Genomic DNA, 16,744 nt, shown 5'->3' on the forward strand with positions numbered 1-16,744 from the left:
GTAAACAATAAACACCCATCTATAGTTTGTCAACTTTTGTTACTAACCACTCATTTTTATAAGGTTTTTTTGTCTAGAATTCGAGCAAGCATTGTGAATAAGTCAGAGTCATCCGTAAATTTATGCTCAAACCGTATTAAGAACACTACCGAAAACGTTTCTAACAACTCGTTACTTACCCATTGATTGACCACTTGTTATGCGCTAGATTACTTACAAATCAATATTAGGACCCAACCATGATCGTATCTGTCGACATTATTCCATTCAGGCTATCTGGCTGTGCCGATAAGGGATTGGAAGTGTTGTTGATTAAACGTTCAAATCCAAATCGGCCATACCATGGAGTCTGGGCACTACCGGGCGGATTTGTCTTTGATAAAGACTTAACCAGTGAAGGCGGACGCCCGGCCGATGAAAACTTTGAAGCGGCGCGTCGCCGAATTTGCCGTGAGAAAATCCATACCTACCCTCGCCATTTTAGCGAAGCATTTATCGACGGTGATCCAAAGCGCGATCCAGAAGACTGGAGCTTAAACATTACGCACTACGCCTTAGTTGATCGTAACAATGTAGAGCAAATAAATAATGCAGGTGTACCGGAATGCCAACTTAAATGGTTTTCGCTACAGGCTATTCTCAATGGAGAAGAAACCCTCGCATTTGATCATCAAAAAACCATTGAAAAAGCGTGGCAAAAGCTTCGTGCATCCATTGAATACACATCGGTTCTTTTGTTTGCATTAGACAAAGAGTTTTTGGTTGCGGACATCATTTCTGCTTATCAAGAGTTTGGTATTGATATCAGCCGAATGACGATTAAGCGCCGCTTGATAGATTCAGGCGTACTAAAACCCACTAATAAAGTCGCTTCAACCAACAAAGGCAAAGGTGGAAAACCCGCAATGGTATATACGCTGACTAGCGACGAAGTAACCTTTTTTCAAAACTGTTTGCGTGGATAAAATGCAGACAATCAGACAGACAAGGAGTCTGCCATGACTGTTCGAGTAAACTATCAAACTACAGCAGTGATCGACGTTGATCCAGAGAAAGGCTTTAGTGAGTTATGTCCAGATGAACTGCCCGTTGCAGGTGCGTTGGAAATCGTACCGGAGCTTTTGAACAATCATGCCAAAGGCCGATTAAAACTGGTCAGTCGTGACTTGCACCCACCGAAAGCAAAATGGGATGCAGAATCGCCAGCCAATATGCTTGAGCCCGTTGGTTTACCGAATGTGGATATAAAGTGGAACCGTCACTGTGTGCTTGGCACAACAGGTTCTGAGCTGCTAGATGGCTTACCACCCGTGTTGGACTATGATTTTCAAGTTAATAAAGGTATGGATCCTGACGCGCACCCTTACGGTATTTTTTTCCATGATATTGCCGACACCAAAACGACAGGCGCGCATGAATTTCTAAAGTTCAACGGGATTGATACCTTAGTTATCGGTGGCCTTGCCTTAGACTTTTGTGTGAAAAAATCCGTCATGCAAGCGCTGGAACTTGGCTACAATGTGGTAGTTAATCTTGCTTCAACTCGTGCGGTGCTGCCTGATAATGTAGAGAATGTGCTGACAGAACTCAGAGATAATGGCGCATTATTTGTCGAAAAAGCGGACGACATCATCGTAGAAAAGTTCGCCTAGAAACGATAGTAACCGAGAAGGATTTCACCATGCATCAACATGAAAAATTGAATTACGTTGAATTTGGTTCCACTAATGTCAGTGCGACCAAACAATTTTTTGAGCGTGCTTTTGACTGGATCTTTACCGATTATGGTCCAGAATATTCTGCATTTTCAGGACAAGGATTGGATGGCGGATTCTTCAAATCTGAGTTTATAAACCAAACCGCAAATGGTGGCGCACTTTTAGTATTTTATAGCTCAGACATTCAGGCCACTCAGACAAAAGTAGAGCAGCATGGTGGAAAAATTATCCGCCCTATTTTCGAATTCCCCGGCGGCTGTCGATTCCACTTCACTGAACCGAGTGGAAATGAATTCGCAGTATGGTCAGAGAGCCATTAAGTGATCACAAATCAACAACACACTATCAACGTGATCCCAAGCTAGCCAGATCCGGAACTGGCATTACATTTCTGGTTGACCTCATCCTTGGTTTAATTCACTGTTAGCGCAACAATTAATCGATGAGGCGCTAGACCTCGACCAAGGATGTCAAATGACTGCCGTCAGTTTTTTTCGCTTACTCTGCCTCGCTGCTATTTGGGGTGGCTCGTTTCTGTTTATGCGAGTCGCCGCCAACACATTCGGGCCGGCTTACTTAATCGAATTTCGAGTTACATTTGCCGCCGTCGCTTTGTTATTGATCGCCGTATATTTGAAGAAGAAACTCACGTTAACTGCGCATACTAAACACTTCTTTATTATTGGCTTATTCAATAGCGCAGTTCCATTTTTACTCTTTGCGTACGCAGCCCAGACACTGAATGCATCAACTTTAGCAATATTGAACTCAACCGCCCCAATATGGGGAGCACTAGTTGGCTTTGCTTGGTACCGCAGCCCACTCACAGCAAAATCTGTTCTCGGTATGCTAATAGGCATTGGAGGCGTTGCAGTCTTGGTCGGCTTAGATACTTCAACCATAGGTGAAGAAGCCATGCTCCCTATTGCCGCCAGTTTGATGGCTTCTTTCAGCTATGGCATTGCTACCAACTACACTAAAAATGCGCCACAAGTACCTGCTTTTGACAATGCTCACGGCAGCATGTGGGCGGCGGTTATTTGGGTACTGCCGCTGCTACCATTCTTACCAATGCGTGCAGAACCAAGTCATTTCGAATGGAGCTCTGTTGTCACGCTCGGCGTTGTATGCACAGGGTTCGCTTATTTGCTCTATTTCCGCTTAGTTTCTGATATCGGCCCAGCGTCAGCACTGACTGTCACTTTTCTTGTTCCTGTTTTTGGTATCTTATGGGGCTACTTGGTGCTAGATGAGCCCGTCGGCTCTAACACCATCATTGGAACAATTCTAGTGCTTAGCGGCACTATGCTAGTCACCGGTTTCTCCCCAACAGCAATGCTCGCGAAGCGAAAACGAAACGTGGCTTAATCAGCCTAATATGACTTCCACACCTCGCTTTTTGATTTGTTCAAGGTCACTTTTCGGAGCGGCTTTGTCAGTCAGCAGCACTGATATTTCGTCAGTCTTACCAATTGATGAGGGATAAATTTGCCCAAATTTACTAGAATCCGTTAGAACAATATTGCGCCTTTTTTTCGCAATGATGGTTTCTGCGATCTCAGCACGCATCATGTCGCGGCTAGTAAAGCCAGTGTCTTGATGGAAGCCGTCAATACCCAAGAAGGCCGTGCTGAAATGAATGTTCTCAATACACAACTTAGTCAGCGGTCCGACCAAGCTCTCGCCTTGGTGCTGATACACGCCACCAAGCAAGATAATGTTGGCAGAAGTGTTACGGATGAGATGGGCGATATACGCCGATGGCGTAATGATGGTCACATCGCCGCGCTCAGCCAATGTCCGAGCCAACAACGCATTGGCACTGCCTCCTTCAATCAGCACTGTCTCATTCGGTGCGACCAAATCCGCAGCTTGGTTTGCGAGCGATTGTTTAATATCGAAACGTACTTCCAGGCGGGCATCAATGTCATCACTTTGCAACGCGGTAGCTGCGCCGTGAACGCGCTTTAGGTAGCCCTGTTGCTCCAGAAAGTTCAAATCCTGTCTGATGGTCACGCCCGACACGCCAATGATGTCAGAAAGCTCCGTGACTTGAACGCGTTTACGGTCGTTCACTAATTGCAGGATTTCATTTTGTCTTGGGTTCACAGGTTCGCTCCTTATTGATGGGCTTACAGTATACTCACCTGATGTTTCATATGAAAAGAAATTGAAAGTAAAAAGGAAAAAACGCGTGGTCTGATTAGCCAAGCTGTACCTTGCGAATATTGCTCCTATCAACAGATAATAGGGCAACGAAAATGGGATGGAAGAAGAGGGGTTAACTCCCTACATCCCAACAACGGTAAAGACTAGGATCAAAGTAATGGAAGAAATTTACTTCGCAGGCGGTTGCCTTTGGGGCGTGCAAGAATTTATGCGCCACCTTCCGGGCGTAATCAACACAGAAGCCGGGCGAGCAAATGGCACAACGGATAACACTCAATCCGAATACGATGGCTACGCAGAGTGCGTGAAAACCCAGTTCGACCCTGAGCAAGTTTCGGTTGAAACTTTAATGGGGTATTTGTTTGAGATAATCGACCCTTACAGCGTTAACAAGCAAGGTGAAGACGTAGGTGAGAAGTACCGTACTGGTGTTTATAGCCAAAACGAACAGCATCTCACCATCGCGAAAGCGTTTATCGCAGCACGACCGGACGCCGACAAGATCGCCGTAGAAGTACTGCCACTCACAAATTATGTGCCAAGTGATGATGAGCACCAAGACAGACTCACAAACTTTCCGAATGATTACTGCCACATCCCATTAGATTTACTACATAAATACAGGGATAACTCGTAACCATTCAGTCAGCATCGCTTTAAAAGGCAAGATGCATATCAGTTTAAATCGATGCCTTCCACTAATGACAATGTCATTTCTGCCGCCGATATTTCCTTACAACCCGACGAGTTTTGTCCGCACCACAACGGTGTGAATTCATCTCGGTTTTGCTTTTCCATAAGCGCTCTTAGTTGAGCCATTTCAATGGAGGCGTATGGGAATTTCGGCGCAAACTCACTGATGTAGCCTAGCTCCGACATCGCGCGATTCACAATGCCTCTCGCTGGTCGGCCCGAGAAAACATTGGTCACAGCGGTATGTTGCGCGCGTTCACTGGCAATGGCATATCGATGTAAAGACGATGTTTTCGCCTCATCACACAACAAATAGGCGCTGCCAACTTGAACGGCACTCGCTCCTAATCTCAACGCGGCTTCCACCCCACTTCTATCAGCGATTCCGCCTGCAGCAATAACAGGCAAATTCACCCGTTTGGCGATTTGTGGTAATAACGCCATCAAACTTAATTGAGTAGTTAAATCATCCGATAAAAACATACCTCGGTGTCCACCAGCCTCCAAGCCTTGGGCGATGATACCGTCAACGCCTTTTGCTTCTAGCCAAAGTGCTTCGTCCACCGTAGTCGCTGACGAAAGGATCTTCCCTCCCCACCCTCTAATTCGAGCTAACAGATCATCGTCTGGCAAACCAAAGTGGAAACTGATCACTGGCGGTGCAAATGGTTCAATCGCGTCAGCAATATCATGATTGAAAGGCATCCTTGTCGGAGCGTTTGGCTGAGCCTGAACGGTTGCATCAACCTCGGAAAAATACGGTTGCAGCGTTTTTTGCCACTTTTCGTGCTTGTTGGCGTCATACTCCGGCATTTCATAGCAAAAGAAATTGAGGTTAAACGGTCGGTTAGTTGCCTGCTTGATAAGTTGAAGTTCTTTTACGATGGCGTCTTTGTTCAGCATTCCACAAGGTAACGAGCCAAGCCCGCCAACATTACTGACGGCTATGGTCATTTGGCTGTCTTGCACACCGGCCATTGGCGCTTGAATAATCGGTAACTCTGTTCCCAAAAGTGTATTAAATACCTTGTTTATCATGCTCTTTCCTTGAAAACTTAACCTTTACCTGTGATGGATCTGCGCCATCGTTATCCAGACTAGACTTTCACATGATTAACCGCTTATAAAGTTAAAGTGATGCATTTGTGCGCTATGCACTTTTGATAGAAATGACAAAGGGAGCCTATGGCTCCCTTAATATGCTGAATAACAAGAATCAAAGTGACTATCGTACGACATCTGATTCAAGCTCTAGCTCTGCTACAGACAGCATGGCAAACTCTTCCTCGGCGGTTGCTGCCACCAGTTTGTTGCGGCTGTATAACCCATAATAAACACCACCGATAAGAAACAATCCCATTGTCATGAAAAAGGCTGAGGGATCAAAAGCATAAACACCTGTCATTGCGATCAAAGAAAGCACCAGAGAAATACTCGAAGTAATTATCCCACCAGGCGTTTTATATGGACGAGTTAATTCCGGCTGTTTAATTCGCAATAAAATATGGCTCAAGGACATTAATGCGTACGATACAGTCGCACCGACAACAGCCATCGCCAAGATTAAGTCCCCCTCACCCGTAAGTGAAACCAAGAACCCAAAAACGCCCGGAACCAAAAGCGCACGAGAAGGCACTTTTTTGTCACTGGTTAATGACAAAGTTTGCGGTAAATAACCCGCGCGGGAAAGCGCAAACACCAAGCGACTGTAACCATAAATGATTGAAAAGAAAGAAGCGATAAGGCCAGCCAATCCAAGTAAGTTCACGGCCATTGCTACCGTTGAATTGCCCGTAAGCTTTAGGGCGTCAACTAATGGCACCGCGCTATCGCCTATGACCTTTGAGCCAACCGCACCAGCCAAAAGGACGACTACGAGAGTTGCGGTTAGCAATAAAAACAGCATCGCACCAATGATGCCTTTGGGAACATCTTTTGCCGGATTTTTTGCCTCCTCTGCCGCTAAAGGCACACCTTCAACCGCAAGAAACAACCACATTGCAAATGGCAACGCAGCCCATACGCCATACCACCCAAACGGCAAGATTTCTGTTGCCTGAGCCGTCGCCGGAGCAATATCGAATAAGTTATTAACGTCAAAGTGACCAATAAGCACAGCAGCAGTAATGAGAATAGCTAGCACAGCCAAACCGCTGATGACCATCATTACTTTGAGAGCTTCGCCAACCCCTGCCATATGAATAGCGATAAAGACGGCGTAGAAAAGTGCGTAAACAACAGGGCCATCGATACCAACCAATTCATTCACTGCTGAGCCAATAAAAATCACTATCGCAGCAGGCGCGAGCGCATATTCAATCAAAACTGATAAGCCAGTGAAAAAGCCACCTGTCGGCCCCATCGCCTGTCTTGCGAAGCTGTAACCACCACCCGCAGCAGGAATAGCCGCAGACATTTCAGCTAAAGACAATACTAGCGTGAAATACATTACTGCCATCGCGATAGCAGCAATAAGAAAGCCTCCCCATCCTGCTTGAGCGATGCCAAAGTTCCAACCGGCGAAGTCACCAGATATAACATACGAGACACCTAAGCCAGCAAGTAAAATCCAACCTGCGGTGCCTCTTTTTAGCTGCCTTTTGGCCAAGTACTCCTGATGTTTAGACATAGTAAATCCTTCTACTTTGATGAAATTAAAAAGTTGTCGCTGTGTTTATCTTCAACGCTTGCGCCACTTGGCTCATTGATATCGGAGCGATCTTTCAGGTTCACTCCTGACAGTTGTAATTTTCGAGCCTCCTTGAGCAAGTAAAATGCGCGTTCACAGGCATCGTCATAGTTGAGCCCCTGGGGACGCACATTGGAAATGCAGTTTCTTTGGGAATCTTTAGAGCCTCGTTTAGCCCCCCAAGTGAGATACATACCCATGCTATCCGGAGAAGTTAGACCGGGCCTCTCTCCAATTAAAACCAGCACGGCCTTGGCGTTAAAACATTCACCAACATCATCCCCTACCGCTACTCTTCCTTGCTTTACGATTGTGATAGGTGCGAATTTCCATTGATGTTCATCATCAGCGCTTAAAAGAGAAATCAATCGAGTAACAACAGGCACGGCATGGTTTTGAATTGCGACGGAAGAAAGTCCATCAGCAATAACAATCGCAAGATCAATGTCAGTGTTATGCTCATTTGCTATCAAGTTGAGCGTTTGCCAAGAAGATTCATCAAGCAGCCGTCCTAAATCGGGCCTTTGCAGGTACATAAGTCGGTCACTCACTTGACTGCTCACTACCACTGGAGGCTCTAAGGTATTTTCAAGAATCGAGTAAGAGTCCGACAAACCAGCAACGAGAGACTCAGTATTCAAACTGCAATGCACTGCATCCATAGCTTGGGCGTGATCCAGCTGAAATGAGAGTAACTCGTTGGTTGGTACACTGTTCCCGCTGCGACCCAGAGCGATCCGAGCAGAGGTGAAGTCGCGTAACTTGCCCCAAGGGTTATGTGTGACAACTTCAGACTCATCTTGTGGGGACTGAGCAATGGTGATTACTTTACCCATGAGAATACCCCTTATTCAGTTGGTTAATTGCTCCCGAAAACGAGCGAGAGATTTGCTCACTTAATCGAACGTCTTGCACGCTCTCGAAAATCTGCATCTCCATTAACCATTGTTCAAACTCTGGTGCTGGCTTCAAACCGAGTACTTTTCTTGCATAAAGGGCATCGTGAAATGAGGTAGTTTGATAGTTGAGCATGATGTCATCAGACCCAGGAATACCCATGATGAACGAGCACTCGGCCACACCTAATAGTGTCAGCAAGTTATCCATGTCATTCTGATCGGCATAGGCATGATTGGTGTAACAGATGTCGCAACCCATAGGTAAACCAAGCAGCTTCCCACAGAAATGATCTTCAAGCCCAGCACGAATGATCTGTTTACCATCAAACAGATACTCAGGGCCAATAAACCCAACGACAGTATTAACCAACAAAGGATCAAACTGTTTCGCGACAGCATAAGCACGGGCTTCACAAGTCTGTTGATCGACCCCATGAAATGCATTCGCAGACAGCGCTGTACCTTGTCCGGTTTCAAAATACATCACATTGTTTCCTACGCTACCTCGATTCAAAGACAGCGCGGCTTCATGGGCCTCTTTCAAAATCGACAAGTCGATTCCGAAGGTATCATTCGTCCCTTGCGTGCCGCCTATCGACTGAAAAACGAGATCGACTGGTGCACCCATTTCAATGGCTTCGATCGTGTTCGTGACATGAGTTAACACACAAGACTGAGTCGGTATTTGATAGTGTTGAATCACCTCATCCATTAAGTTCATTAACTTAATAGCTTGAGGTACATTATCTGTTGCCGGATTGATACCGATAACCGCATCGCCATTTCCGTACATCAGACCATCAAAAATGGTCGCTGCGATACCGTTGAGAGAATCAGTGGGATGATTCGGCTGTAAGCGAGTAGACAGGCGACTCGGCAAACCAATCGTATTCCGAAAAGCCGTGACAACTTGGCATTTTTTAGCAACGAGAATCAAATCCTGGTTGCGCATAATCTTACTGACTGCGGCCACCATTTCTGGTGTTAAACCTTGACGAATTTTAGCCAACGTTTCACCATCGGCTTCTTCACTCAGCAGCCAATTTCGAAAATCTCCGACCGTCAAGTGCTCAATCGGCTTAAAGGCTTCAAGGTCATGCGTATCGATAATTAGGCGAGTGATATCGTCGCTTTCGTATGGAATAACCGCCTCGTTAAGAAACGTTTTAAGTGGTAACTCAGACAGCGCCATTTGTGCGACTACACGTTCTGCCGCTGACTGAGCACAAACCCCGGCTAACGCATCGCCTGAGCGCTCCGGTGTCGCTTTCGCCATCAAGTCAGCTAATGACTTAAAGGTATAGACTTTACTGCCTTGTTGCCGACGATAAGTTGCCGTCATTGCTCTTCCTCTTCACTATTTGGTTCGCTTTTTGCTGAACTATCAATAAGCTTTAAGAAAGTATTGCCAAACGTGTTCCGTAGCGTTATCAAAAACTGGCAACATTTATAAACCAATAATAAACAATGAGTTATGTAAATACTGCTCCAACATGACTCACAAAAAAGGAATGAGCATCACAAGGATGAGTAACCAAATGCCCCAAACTGCACCAATGCTGTGCATCCATCACACTAAGGATGCAAACCAACAAGCTGCGAGTCTGATAAACTGGCAACAGGAATATGACCAACTCAGCGATGGTCGATTTTTAGGTCAAATTCGAGAACGACGATTTCCCAATTTCCATGTGTTTCGTGAAGACAGTAACCGCTCGCTAAGACAGCAATGCAGGGTTGAAGAGGGAGGTATTTGGTTGGGTTTGAGTGCGGAAAATAAGCCGCTACACCTAAATCACAGTCAGTTTAATTCAAGCCAACTTTTGCTTAGGCAAGGTGGCGCTGATTTTGAGTTAATGACACCGGAGCAGTTTTCTATCTATGGAATAGTGCTCGACAAAAACTTCGTTCACATCATAGAAAATCAACTTGAGCTTGGGAGTATCCAAAACAACACATTACACTTAACGGGTTTGATGGAAAAACACATTCAACAACTTAAATACTACTTAGGCACGTTACTTGGTTCCGCCGAGCCAAGATGGTCTGAAACCACACATCAAGCAATCTTAAAAGATATTGTGCTGGAGTTGTTCTCACTCAGTTCACTGCACACGAGCCATCCGATATCAATCTCTCATCGTCAACACGTGATGCACCGTATAAAACAACAGCTACAGGATCTAGACTACCGTACACCGATAACCGTCAGTGAACTGTGTGACGCAGTACACGTCAGTCGTCGCACACTACAGTACACCTTTGAACATTGCTGTAATACTTCCCCAAAGCAGTTCATACATCGAATGCGCCTGAATCAAGTACGTAGAGTGCTACAAAGCCCTGAAGATAATCGAACAATTGCAGAAATCGCTTTTGACTTTGGTTTTTTCCATCTCGGGCAGTTCAGTCAAAGCTACAAGCGGCTATTTGGTGAGACGCCAACTGAAACGAGAAAATGGGAGCCCAGCAAATAAGATGACAGGCAGTATATTCTTTCAGATCCTGCGTTGGGGCCATGTTATGCAGTCGCAATGATTTGCTGAAACTTAGCATGAAGCTCTTCAAGTGCCGCTTCAACATCCGGTTCTGCACGGCTCAAGTGCGAGATTAACGTCATAAAATAGCAGTCAAAAATCAGCGGTATTTTTCCCTCAAGGACGGAGCTTCCGTTTACAGATTGAAACAAAGCTTGGTTAAACGACTGATAATAATCCAAATCCCAAATCACTTCTTTCAACAAAGCTCGGCTCAGCTCAACGTTCGCAAAATAGTAGCGATAGTATTTCTCCGTCAGCGCCAAACCAATGTCGATATCGGTTTTACCTTCCACACTGACTAGCGTTTCTTGGCTGATCTGTTGCAGTTGCGCCAGCATCCCTTCGCGCAAAATCGACAGTTTAGTCGGGAAATGGCTAAACACTGTACCATCGGCTACTCCTGCTTCTCTCGCTATCTGCCTTGTGGTCGTCATGTCATAGCCATTTTGAGCAAAAGATGCCCATGCGGCTTTTAGAATTTTATCTCTGGTTTGTTGTCGCTTCGTCATTGATGTGTCTGCTTAATGAGCCTGAAAGGATCATACCTTGCGTGGTTGAGATTGACAAATTGAGCGCGCTCATTTATAAAATTGAGCACGCTCATTTTATATAAAAACAAAAGGAATCGCTCATGTACGTATTAAACAAACTAGGCCAAGGATTGATTTTCTTCCCGACCATCTTCTGCTTTTCGTATATTTTAAGACCGATATTAATGGTCATCCTTATTCCAGGAGGACTCGCATTTTTGGCGTTAATCGGTGGCGCAGAAGTCAGAGCGGAACTCAAAGCCATGCTGCTTGAGGAGTTTTTTGGCGTTAGCCCATCGCACACCACCTCGAAAAAGGCGTGAGTGCGCTACAAACGTTGGCAAGGCTAAGTAAAAAAAGAAAACGCGCAGATATCGAGATCTCAATATCTGCGCGTAGATGTGGTGAAAATAAGACTGGCGTTAATCAGTATTCATGTTCTGGCCAATTCGCCATAAAACGCCACTAGGGTCAAACAAACAACATTCGCGCATGCCCCAAGGTTGCTCGACTAGCTCTGTCAAACGCGAACCAAATTCTTCATGACCCACTTTGGATAAGTGCTGATGCCAGCTTTCTGCGTCTTCTACGAGCAAGTGCATCATGAAGTTATTGCCGTGTTCTGGCTCATAAAAATTCTGTAAAAGAAACGCGCAGCTACCTTGAGAGAAGTATGCTACATCACCGAAGTCCGATGCCATTTCAAAGCCAATCGCCTCATAAAAACGTTTTGATAGCGCGTAATCTTTCGCCGGAACAAATGATTTGATTTCAACAATATTGAGGTTTTCCATTTCCAATTTCCTAAGCCTTTTTCCATAAAACTGACTGACGTAATCTCGCTCTATGCCTTCTATTCGCCTTGCGTAATCTGCTGTGATGACAGTGGCACACACTCTGCCATTTGCGTTTGTAACCACGTGATAAATTTATGTTCGAGTTCTGTACGCTTTTTATCTTGACTCAATAAAACGTAATTGCAACTTGATGGAGAAAACCCAAATGGTGCGACCAAATTACCACGCTTAATATCGTCCATGACAAAAGGATACGATCCCATTGCGACGCCTAAGCCATCCACCGCTGCTTGTATGCAAAAATAAAAATGCGCGAATGATTGCTGAGTGTTGCCGTTGAAAGTTTCACAACGTGTTGATTGCTGCCAATCCGCCCAAGCATTCGGTCTGGTTTGGCTATTCAACAATCGAGCTGCTTTCAAATTGTCTTTAATGGATTGCCAATACTCAGGAGAAAATACCGGCCCCACCCACTCTTCCACAAGAATGGTTTTGTCGTAATCGTGATGCTGCGCAAAATCGTCTCGACGAATCGCCATCGAAAGCCCAGTTGATCCTAATGTTACCGGGCCACCAGCCGTCGACAAACGAACATCAGCACGGTGTTCATCATTAAACGCGGCCAACCTTGGCATCAACCAGCGCATGGTTAATGTCGGTTCACAAGACACTTCAAGATGCTGATGCTTCTCTTGAATAAGCGTATTCACGCCTGTTTCTAGCGTTTGGAATGCCGTTTCTGTGTATGTCTTGAGTAATTCGCCTTCCGCCGTCAACACGACTTTCCTGCCCTCTTTGAAGAACAAAGGTTGAGACAGATATTGCTCAAGTTGCTTGATCTGCTTACTCACGGCTCCGTGGGTAATGTTCAGTTTGTCAGCCGCTTCAGTGTAGCTTGAAGAACTCGCCGCAACGTGGAAGACATAAAAAGATTTCAGGTGACGCATCTGTGAGTTTTTCTCACCAATATGGGAATGTTTTTCGATTATAGTCAGTAATAAAGACGCCTACAATTCCGCTACATCCCAGACTTCATCATTCAAACAGGAAATCGATATGGAATTTGTAACTCTTGCGTTATTAGGTGTGATTATTGTCATTAGCCCTGGCGCAGACTTTGTTTTGGTATTAAGAAATAGCTTAAATCAAGGACGAAAAGCAGGCGTATACAGTGCGATTGGTATCAGCATGGCGATCAGCATCCACATCGCTTACTCCATGCTAGGGATCAGTTACTTAATTTCACAAAATGAATGGTTGTTTAATCTCGTGCGCTATCTTGGGGCCGCTTATCTTGTCTACCTTGGGATTAAAGGAATATTCTCCTCGCAGCTTGCGTCAAACTCAGAAACCATTCAACAGAGCGAGTATTCAATGTGGCGATTTTTCATGCAGGGCTTTCTGTGTAATTTACTCAATCCCAAGACGATGCTGTTTTTTCTGAGTATTTTTAGCCAAGTGATTTCTCCCGACTCTAGTCAGCAACACATCGCCTTGTTTTACGGGATTTATATGATTGCGCTGCATGGTATTTAGTTTTCTATCGTTGCTGTTTTATTCACGTCATCCCAGCTACAAGCTTTCTTGTTGAAGATTAAGCATCGACTCAATCAAGCATGTGGGGCGGGATTAATCATTTTCGGCGCAATGCTGGGCTTAAAGGTGTAGTGCGCTTGCGGTCCGATTACCCAAGTTCAAATTGATCATTGAACAAGTGGCAGTAATCAAATAAAAAACTACATTATCAATACTTTAAATTAGAAAAAAACAGCCAACGTGCGCTGGCTGTTTCGATACAGTTAATGGATGACCCGAGCGTCCCCTTTAAATAACTGAGACAGATCGATAGTGAATATCGTCACCGTCGGACGTTTAGGCAGAGCATTTTCGATCGAAAACTCTGGCCCAGCTGGAACGAGGGGGAAGTGAATAGCAGTCGGCCACGTTGACGAAGCTTCATTACCGCCCGGCTCAGATATTGAGAAAGAAAACTCAGGTAAACGGGTCATAACACTTACCTCAAATGACTGATTAGCGGGCTCAAGCGAGCCCGCTTAGGTTTTGCAATGTTATTGTTATTTTAACGCTTACTTAATCACTAACGGTTGATGACGTTAGATATCAAGTTCTTTGTCTTCAACGTGGTTGGTGATCATCGCTTCAGTGGTGATCATCAAGCCAGCAACAGACGCTGCGAATTGAAGCGCTGAACGTGTTACTTTCGCAGGGTCCAAGATGCCCATTTCGATCATGTTGCCGTATTCACCTGTTGCAGCGTTGTAACCGTAATCGGAATCACCAGCTTTGACAGCGTTCGCCACAACAGAAGCTTCGTCACCTGCGTTAGTTGCGATTTGACGAAGAGGCTCTTCCATTGCACGTAACGCAACTCGGATACCCACGTTTTGGTCATCATTGTCGCCTTTTAGATCCGCCAATTCTTTCGCGATCTTAGTTAGGGCAACACCACCACCAGCAACAATACCTTCTTCAACCGCTGCGCGAGTAGCGTGTAGTGCATCGTCCACGCGATCTTTCTTCTCTTTCATCTCAACTTCGGTTGCAGCGCCGATCTTGATCACCGCTACGCCGCCAGAAAGCTTCGCAACACGTTGTTGAAGCTTGTCTTTATCGTATTGAGAGGTGGTTGTTTCGATTTGTTTTTCAATCGAAGCCACACGATCAGCAATCGCGCTTGCTTCTGCTGCGCCACCCACAATGGTTGTTGTGTCTTTGGTGATGGTCACTTTCTTCGCACTACCTAGTTGCTCTAACGTTGCTTTTTCGAGCTCTAGGCCGATTTCTTCAGAGATGACCGTACCAGCAGTTAGTACCGCAATGTCTTCCATCATCGCTTTACGGTTGTCACCAAAGCCAGGCGCTTTCACCGCGGTCGCACGCACGATGCCGCGCATGTTGTTCACAACCAATGTCGCTAGCGCTTCACCTTCGATGTCTTCAGCAATGATCAATAGCGAGCGAGAAGATTTCGCCACTTCTTCTAGTACAGGCAATAGCTCGCGGATGCTGCTGACTTTTTTGTCCACCAATAGGATGTAAGGGTTGTCTAGCTCGACGCTGCCATTTTCTTGGTTAGTGATGAAGTATGGCGACAAGTAACCGCGGTCAAATTGCATACCTTCAACCACAGACAATTCGTTGTTTAGACCTTGGCCTTCTTCAACCGTAATCACGCCATTGCGACCCACTTTCTCCATCGCTTCTGCAATGATTTCACCGATCGCGCGATCGCTGTTTGCAGAAATGCTACCCACTTGGGTGATAGATTCTTTGTCGCTGCATGGCTTAGACATTTCACGTAGTTTCTCAACCGCCGCTTCAGTGGCTTTGTCGATACCACGTTTTAGGTCCATTGGGTTCATGCCAGAGGCTACCGCTTTAAGACCTTCATTGATGAAAGATTGCGCCAGTGCGGTAGCGGTCGTTGTACCGTCCCCCGCTTCATCATTCGCTTTGGACGCCACTTGTTTCACCATTTGTGCGCCCATGTTTTCGAACTTATCTTTCAGTTCGATTTCTTTCGCTACAGACACGCCATCTTTGGTGATGGTTGGCGCGCCGTAAGATTTATCAAGCACAACGTTGCGGCCTTTCGGGCCTAGTGTCACTTTTACTGCGTCCGCCAGTAAGTTCACACCTTTCAGCATTTTTTGACGTGCGTCATTAGCAAATAATACGTCTTTTGCAGCCATGGTTATCTCCTCAAAAACTACTACAAAAATAATTACTCAACGATTGCTAACACATCAGATTCGGACAGAATTAAGTATTCTGCGCCGTCAATTTTCTCGGTTTTCACGCCGTAACCGTCATTGAAAATGATTTGGTCGCCCACTTTGACTTCCATCGCAGCGCGTTCGCCATTTTCAAGACGTTTACCTAAACCAACAGCAATGACTTTCCCGCGGTTTGATTTTTTCACCGACTGAGAAGTTAAAACGATTCCCCCTTCAGATTTATTTTCCACCTCTTGTCTTTCAACAATTAGCTTGTCATTTAAAGGACGAATTTTCATTTTTAAGTGCCTCCTACTTGGAACCAAAAATAAAAGACAAAATAAACATCAAGATGGATTTGCGAGTCGACAGCTCGCTTTCGATGAAAATAATAAGGTCGAAAAATGAGAGTTCAAGAGGTGAATTTGATAAAAATTTTTTATTAAATTAAATAAAATTTTCTATCGAATTATCGCATTCACAACTACTTAGCATCTCTTTATGATGGAAAATATGCTCAATCAAATCTAGAGTGGTTACGTACTCTTAAAAAGGATAATCAAACAATGAAAAAGGCCGTATCTCTATTTCTTGCAACGTTGTGCGTTGGCTTCCTCTCCCCCAACGTGTCGGCTTCTGAACGCGCTGAACAAGGGTGGCAATTGATTGACAAGGGCGCGATGATTGTCGATGTGCGTACGCCGCAAGAGTTTTCTGAAGGGCATTTGGATAATGCCGTCAACTTCCCTTTATCTGAACTTGATAAACATTTTCAAGACGTCGATAAAGATCAAGCTATCGTGTTGTACTGTCGCAGTGGTAACCGCTCTGGCAAAGCGTATCAATACTTACAAACGCAAGGCTTTACGAATCTGCACAATGCAGGTGGCTTAGAAGAACTACAAGACGCCAAATAGTCGTCTCCGTTCTAATATACAAAGTAAAAGCACAGAGCGTGTCGCAAGCGTATTG

Annotated in this window: 19 protein-coding genes and 1 pseudogene; 9 read left to right on the plus strand and 11 right to left on the minus strand. The window is 45.2% G+C overall.

Annotation, left to right across the window (positions count from 1 at the left end):
- The first annotated feature begins 239 nt into the window (after positions 1 to 239).
- The 4 genes from R7Z41_RS09595 (at position 240) to R7Z41_RS09610 (ending at position 3,086) form a co-directional block, all read left to right on the plus strand.
- On the plus strand, positions 240 to 965 hold the full coding sequence (locus tag R7Z41_RS09595) for an NUDIX domain-containing protein (RefSeq protein ID WP_005373953.1): 726 nt from the start codon (positions 240 to 242) through the stop codon (positions 963 to 965).
- Positions 966 to 998: 33 nt separating this feature from the next.
- On the plus strand, positions 999 to 1,652 hold the full coding sequence (locus R7Z41_RS09600) for an isochorismatase family protein (protein WP_005389657.1): 654 nt from the start codon (positions 999 to 1,001) through the stop codon (positions 1,650 to 1,652).
- 29 nt (positions 1,653 to 1,681) lie between these two features.
- Positions 1,682 to 2,038 (plus strand): VOC family protein, encoded by a 357-nt coding sequence (locus tag R7Z41_RS09605; protein WP_225478306.1) that lies wholly within the window; start codon positions 1,682 to 1,684, stop codon positions 2,036 to 2,038.
- A 154-nt stretch (positions 2,039 to 2,192) separates the two neighbouring features.
- Positions 2,193 to 3,086 (plus strand): DMT family transporter, encoded by an 894-nt coding sequence (locus R7Z41_RS09610; RefSeq protein WP_213970299.1) that lies wholly within the window; start codon positions 2,193 to 2,195, stop codon positions 3,084 to 3,086.
- Here the strand turns inward: R7Z41_RS09610 and R7Z41_RS09615 are convergent, their stop codons facing one another.
- Entirely contained in the window at positions 3,087 to 3,827 is a 741-nt protein-coding gene (locus tag R7Z41_RS09615) for a DNA-binding transcriptional regulator YciT (protein WP_017635127.1), read from the minus strand.
- Between the two features lie 217 nt (positions 3,828 to 4,044).
- Here R7Z41_RS09615 and R7Z41_RS09620 point away from each other — a divergent pair, with 217 nt between their 5' ends.
- Positions 4,045 to 4,524, plus strand: a complete 480-nt coding sequence (locus tag R7Z41_RS09620; RefSeq protein WP_054701515.1) for a peptide-methionine (S)-S-oxide reductase — start codon at positions 4,045 to 4,047, stop codon at positions 4,522 to 4,524.
- A 38-nt stretch (positions 4,525 to 4,562) separates the two neighbouring features.
- On the opposite strand, the gene R7Z41_RS09625 is transcribed toward R7Z41_RS09620, so the two are convergent.
- The 4 genes from R7Z41_RS09625 to R7Z41_RS09640 form a co-directional block, all read right to left on the minus strand.
- The gene (locus R7Z41_RS09625) at positions 4,563 to 5,618 is read right to left on the minus strand and encodes an NAD(P)H-dependent flavin oxidoreductase (RefSeq protein WP_213969614.1); all 1,056 of its coding nucleotides are present in this window, start codon (positions 5,616 to 5,618) and stop codon (positions 4,563 to 4,565) included.
- A gap of 187 nt (positions 5,619 to 5,805) precedes the next feature.
- The gene (gene eat / locus R7Z41_RS09630) at positions 5,806 to 7,209 is read right to left on the minus strand and encodes an ethanolamine permease (protein ID WP_005373969.1); all 1,404 of its coding nucleotides are present in this window, start codon (positions 7,207 to 7,209) and stop codon (positions 5,806 to 5,808) included.
- A gap of 11 nt (positions 7,210 to 7,220) precedes the next feature.
- Positions 7,221 to 8,105 carry an ethanolamine ammonia-lyase subunit EutC gene (gene eutC / locus R7Z41_RS09635; protein ID WP_005388717.1) on the minus strand — a complete coding sequence of 295 codons (885 nt, stop codon included), beginning with the start codon at positions 8,103 to 8,105 and terminating at the stop codon, positions 7,221 to 7,223.
- Positions 8,098 to 9,510 carry an ethanolamine ammonia-lyase subunit EutB gene (locus tag R7Z41_RS09640; RefSeq protein WP_005388715.1) on the minus strand — a complete coding sequence of 471 codons (1,413 nt, stop codon included), beginning with the start codon at positions 9,508 to 9,510 and terminating at the stop codon, positions 8,098 to 8,100. Before R7Z41_RS09640 ends, eutC begins: the two co-directional genes overlap by 8 nt.
- 184 nt (positions 9,511 to 9,694) lie before the next feature.
- Here R7Z41_RS09640 and R7Z41_RS09645 point away from each other — a divergent pair, with 184 nt between their 5' ends.
- Positions 9,695 to 10,645 (plus strand): helix-turn-helix domain-containing protein, encoded by a 951-nt coding sequence (locus tag R7Z41_RS09645; RefSeq protein ID WP_225478033.1) that lies wholly within the window; start codon positions 9,695 to 9,697, stop codon positions 10,643 to 10,645.
- A 44-nt stretch (positions 10,646 to 10,689) separates the two neighbouring features.
- On the opposite strand, the gene R7Z41_RS09650 is transcribed toward R7Z41_RS09645, so the two are convergent.
- Positions 10,690 to 11,217, minus strand: a complete 528-nt coding sequence (locus tag R7Z41_RS09650; protein ID WP_005373975.1) for a TetR/AcrR family transcriptional regulator — start codon at positions 11,215 to 11,217, stop codon at positions 10,690 to 10,692.
- Between the two features lie 122 nt (positions 11,218 to 11,339).
- Between R7Z41_RS09650 and R7Z41_RS09655 the strand changes: the two genes are divergently transcribed.
- Positions 11,340 to 11,561, plus strand: coding sequence for a hypothetical protein (locus tag R7Z41_RS09655; RefSeq protein ID WP_225478032.1), 222 nt, complete (start codon positions 11,340 to 11,342; stop codon positions 11,559 to 11,561).
- A gap of 99 nt (positions 11,562 to 11,660) precedes the next feature.
- On the opposite strand, the gene R7Z41_RS09660 is transcribed toward R7Z41_RS09655, so the two are convergent.
- Together R7Z41_RS09660 and R7Z41_RS09665 are read right to left on the minus strand one after the other, a co-directional pair.
- The gene (locus R7Z41_RS09660; protein WP_005373979.1) at positions 11,661 to 12,032 is read right to left on the minus strand and encodes a VOC family protein; all 372 of its coding nucleotides are present in this window, start codon (positions 12,030 to 12,032) and stop codon (positions 11,661 to 11,663) included.
- Between the two features lie 59 nt (positions 12,033 to 12,091).
- Positions 12,092 to 12,982: a LysR family transcriptional regulator gene (locus R7Z41_RS09665; protein ID WP_005388706.1), complete on the minus strand. Its 891-nt coding sequence runs from the start codon at positions 12,980 to 12,982 to the stop codon at positions 12,092 to 12,094.
- Between the two features lie 109 nt (positions 12,983 to 13,091).
- Here R7Z41_RS09665 and R7Z41_RS09670 point away from each other — a divergent pair.
- Positions 13,092 to 13,703: pseudogene (locus R7Z41_RS09670) on the plus strand (LysE family translocator).
- Positions 13,704 to 13,834: 131 nt separating this feature from the next.
- Here the strand turns inward: R7Z41_RS09670 and R7Z41_RS09675 are convergent.
- The 3 genes from R7Z41_RS09675 to R7Z41_RS09685 form a co-directional block, all read right to left on the minus strand.
- Positions 13,835 to 14,044, minus strand: coding sequence for a hypothetical protein (locus tag R7Z41_RS09675; RefSeq protein ID WP_115386481.1), 210 nt, complete (start codon positions 14,042 to 14,044; stop codon positions 13,835 to 13,837).
- Between the two features lie 105 nt (positions 14,045 to 14,149).
- Positions 14,150 to 15,748, minus strand: coding sequence for a chaperonin GroEL (groL, locus tag R7Z41_RS09680; RefSeq protein WP_318136354.1), 1,599 nt, complete (start codon positions 15,746 to 15,748; stop codon positions 14,150 to 14,152).
- Positions 15,749 to 15,780: 32 nt separating this feature from the next.
- Positions 15,781 to 16,071, minus strand: a complete 291-nt coding sequence (locus R7Z41_RS09685; protein WP_005373989.1) for a co-chaperone GroES — start codon at positions 16,069 to 16,071, stop codon at positions 15,781 to 15,783.
- A 267-nt stretch (positions 16,072 to 16,338) separates the two neighbouring features.
- On the opposite strand from R7Z41_RS09685, the gene R7Z41_RS09690 reads away from it, so the two are divergent.
- Entirely contained in the window at positions 16,339 to 16,689 is a 351-nt protein-coding gene (locus tag R7Z41_RS09690; RefSeq protein ID WP_054579240.1) for a rhodanese-like domain-containing protein, read from the plus strand.
- Positions 16,690 to 16,744 lie beyond the last annotated feature (55 nt).

The organism is Vibrio sp. 1457 (assembly GCF_033340195.1).
In the GTDB taxonomy this organism is placed as follows: domain Bacteria; phylum Pseudomonadota; class Gammaproteobacteria; order Enterobacterales; family Vibrionaceae; genus Vibrio; species Vibrio alginolyticus.

Coding starts and splice junctions, on each gene's coding strand:
- groL (WP_318136354.1), bottom strand. CDS start 15,748: ATGGCTGCAAAAGACGTATTATTTGCTAATGACGCACGTCAAAAAATG.
- R7Z41_RS09595 (WP_005373953.1), top strand. CDS start 240: ATGATCGTATCTGTCGACATTATTCCATTCAGGCTATCTGGCTGTGCC.
- R7Z41_RS09690 (WP_054579240.1), top strand. CDS start 16,339: ATGAAAAAGGCCGTATCTCTATTTCTTGCAACGTTGTGCGTTGGCTTC.
- R7Z41_RS09610 (WP_213970299.1), top strand. CDS start 2,193: ATGACTGCCGTCAGTTTTTTTCGCTTACTCTGCCTCGCTGCTATTTGG.
- R7Z41_RS09655 (WP_225478032.1), top strand. CDS start 11,340: ATGTACGTATTAAACAAACTAGGCCAAGGATTGATTTTCTTCCCGACC.
- R7Z41_RS09620 (WP_054701515.1), top strand. CDS start 4,045: ATGGAAGAAATTTACTTCGCAGGCGGTTGCCTTTGGGGCGTGCAAGAA.
- R7Z41_RS09685 (WP_005373989.1), bottom strand. CDS start 16,071: ATGAAAATTCGTCCTTTAAATGACAAGCTAATTGTTGAAAGACAAGAG.
- R7Z41_RS09675 (WP_115386481.1), bottom strand. CDS start 14,044: ATGACCCGTTTACCTGAGTTTTCTTTCTCAATATCTGAGCCGGGCGGT.
- R7Z41_RS09650 (WP_005373975.1), bottom strand. CDS start 11,217: ATGACGAAGCGACAACAAACCAGAGATAAAATTCTAAAAGCCGCATGG.
- R7Z41_RS09600 (WP_005389657.1), top strand. CDS start 999: ATGACTGTTCGAGTAAACTATCAAACTACAGCAGTGATCGACGTTGAT.
- eat (WP_005373969.1), bottom strand. CDS start 7,209: ATGTCTAAACATCAGGAGTACTTGGCCAAAAGGCAGCTAAAAAGAGGC.
- R7Z41_RS09660 (WP_005373979.1), bottom strand. CDS start 12,032: ATGGAAAACCTCAATATTGTTGAAATCAAATCATTTGTTCCGGCGAAA.
- R7Z41_RS09605 (WP_225478306.1), top strand. CDS start 1,682: ATGCATCAACATGAAAAATTGAATTACGTTGAATTTGGTTCCACTAAT.
- R7Z41_RS09625 (WP_213969614.1), bottom strand. CDS start 5,618: ATGATAAACAAGGTATTTAATACACTTTTGGGAACAGAGTTACCGATT.
- R7Z41_RS09640 (WP_005388715.1), bottom strand. CDS start 9,510: ATGACGGCAACTTATCGTCGGCAACAAGGCAGTAAAGTCTATACCTTT.
- eutC (WP_005388717.1), bottom strand. CDS start 8,105: ATGGGTAAAGTAATCACCATTGCTCAGTCCCCACAAGATGAGTCTGAA.
- R7Z41_RS09665 (WP_005388706.1), bottom strand. CDS start 12,982: ATGCGTCACCTGAAATCTTTTTATGTCTTCCACGTTGCGGCGAGTTCT.
- R7Z41_RS09645 (WP_225478033.1), top strand. CDS start 9,695: ATGAGTAACCAAATGCCCCAAACTGCACCAATGCTGTGCATCCATCAC.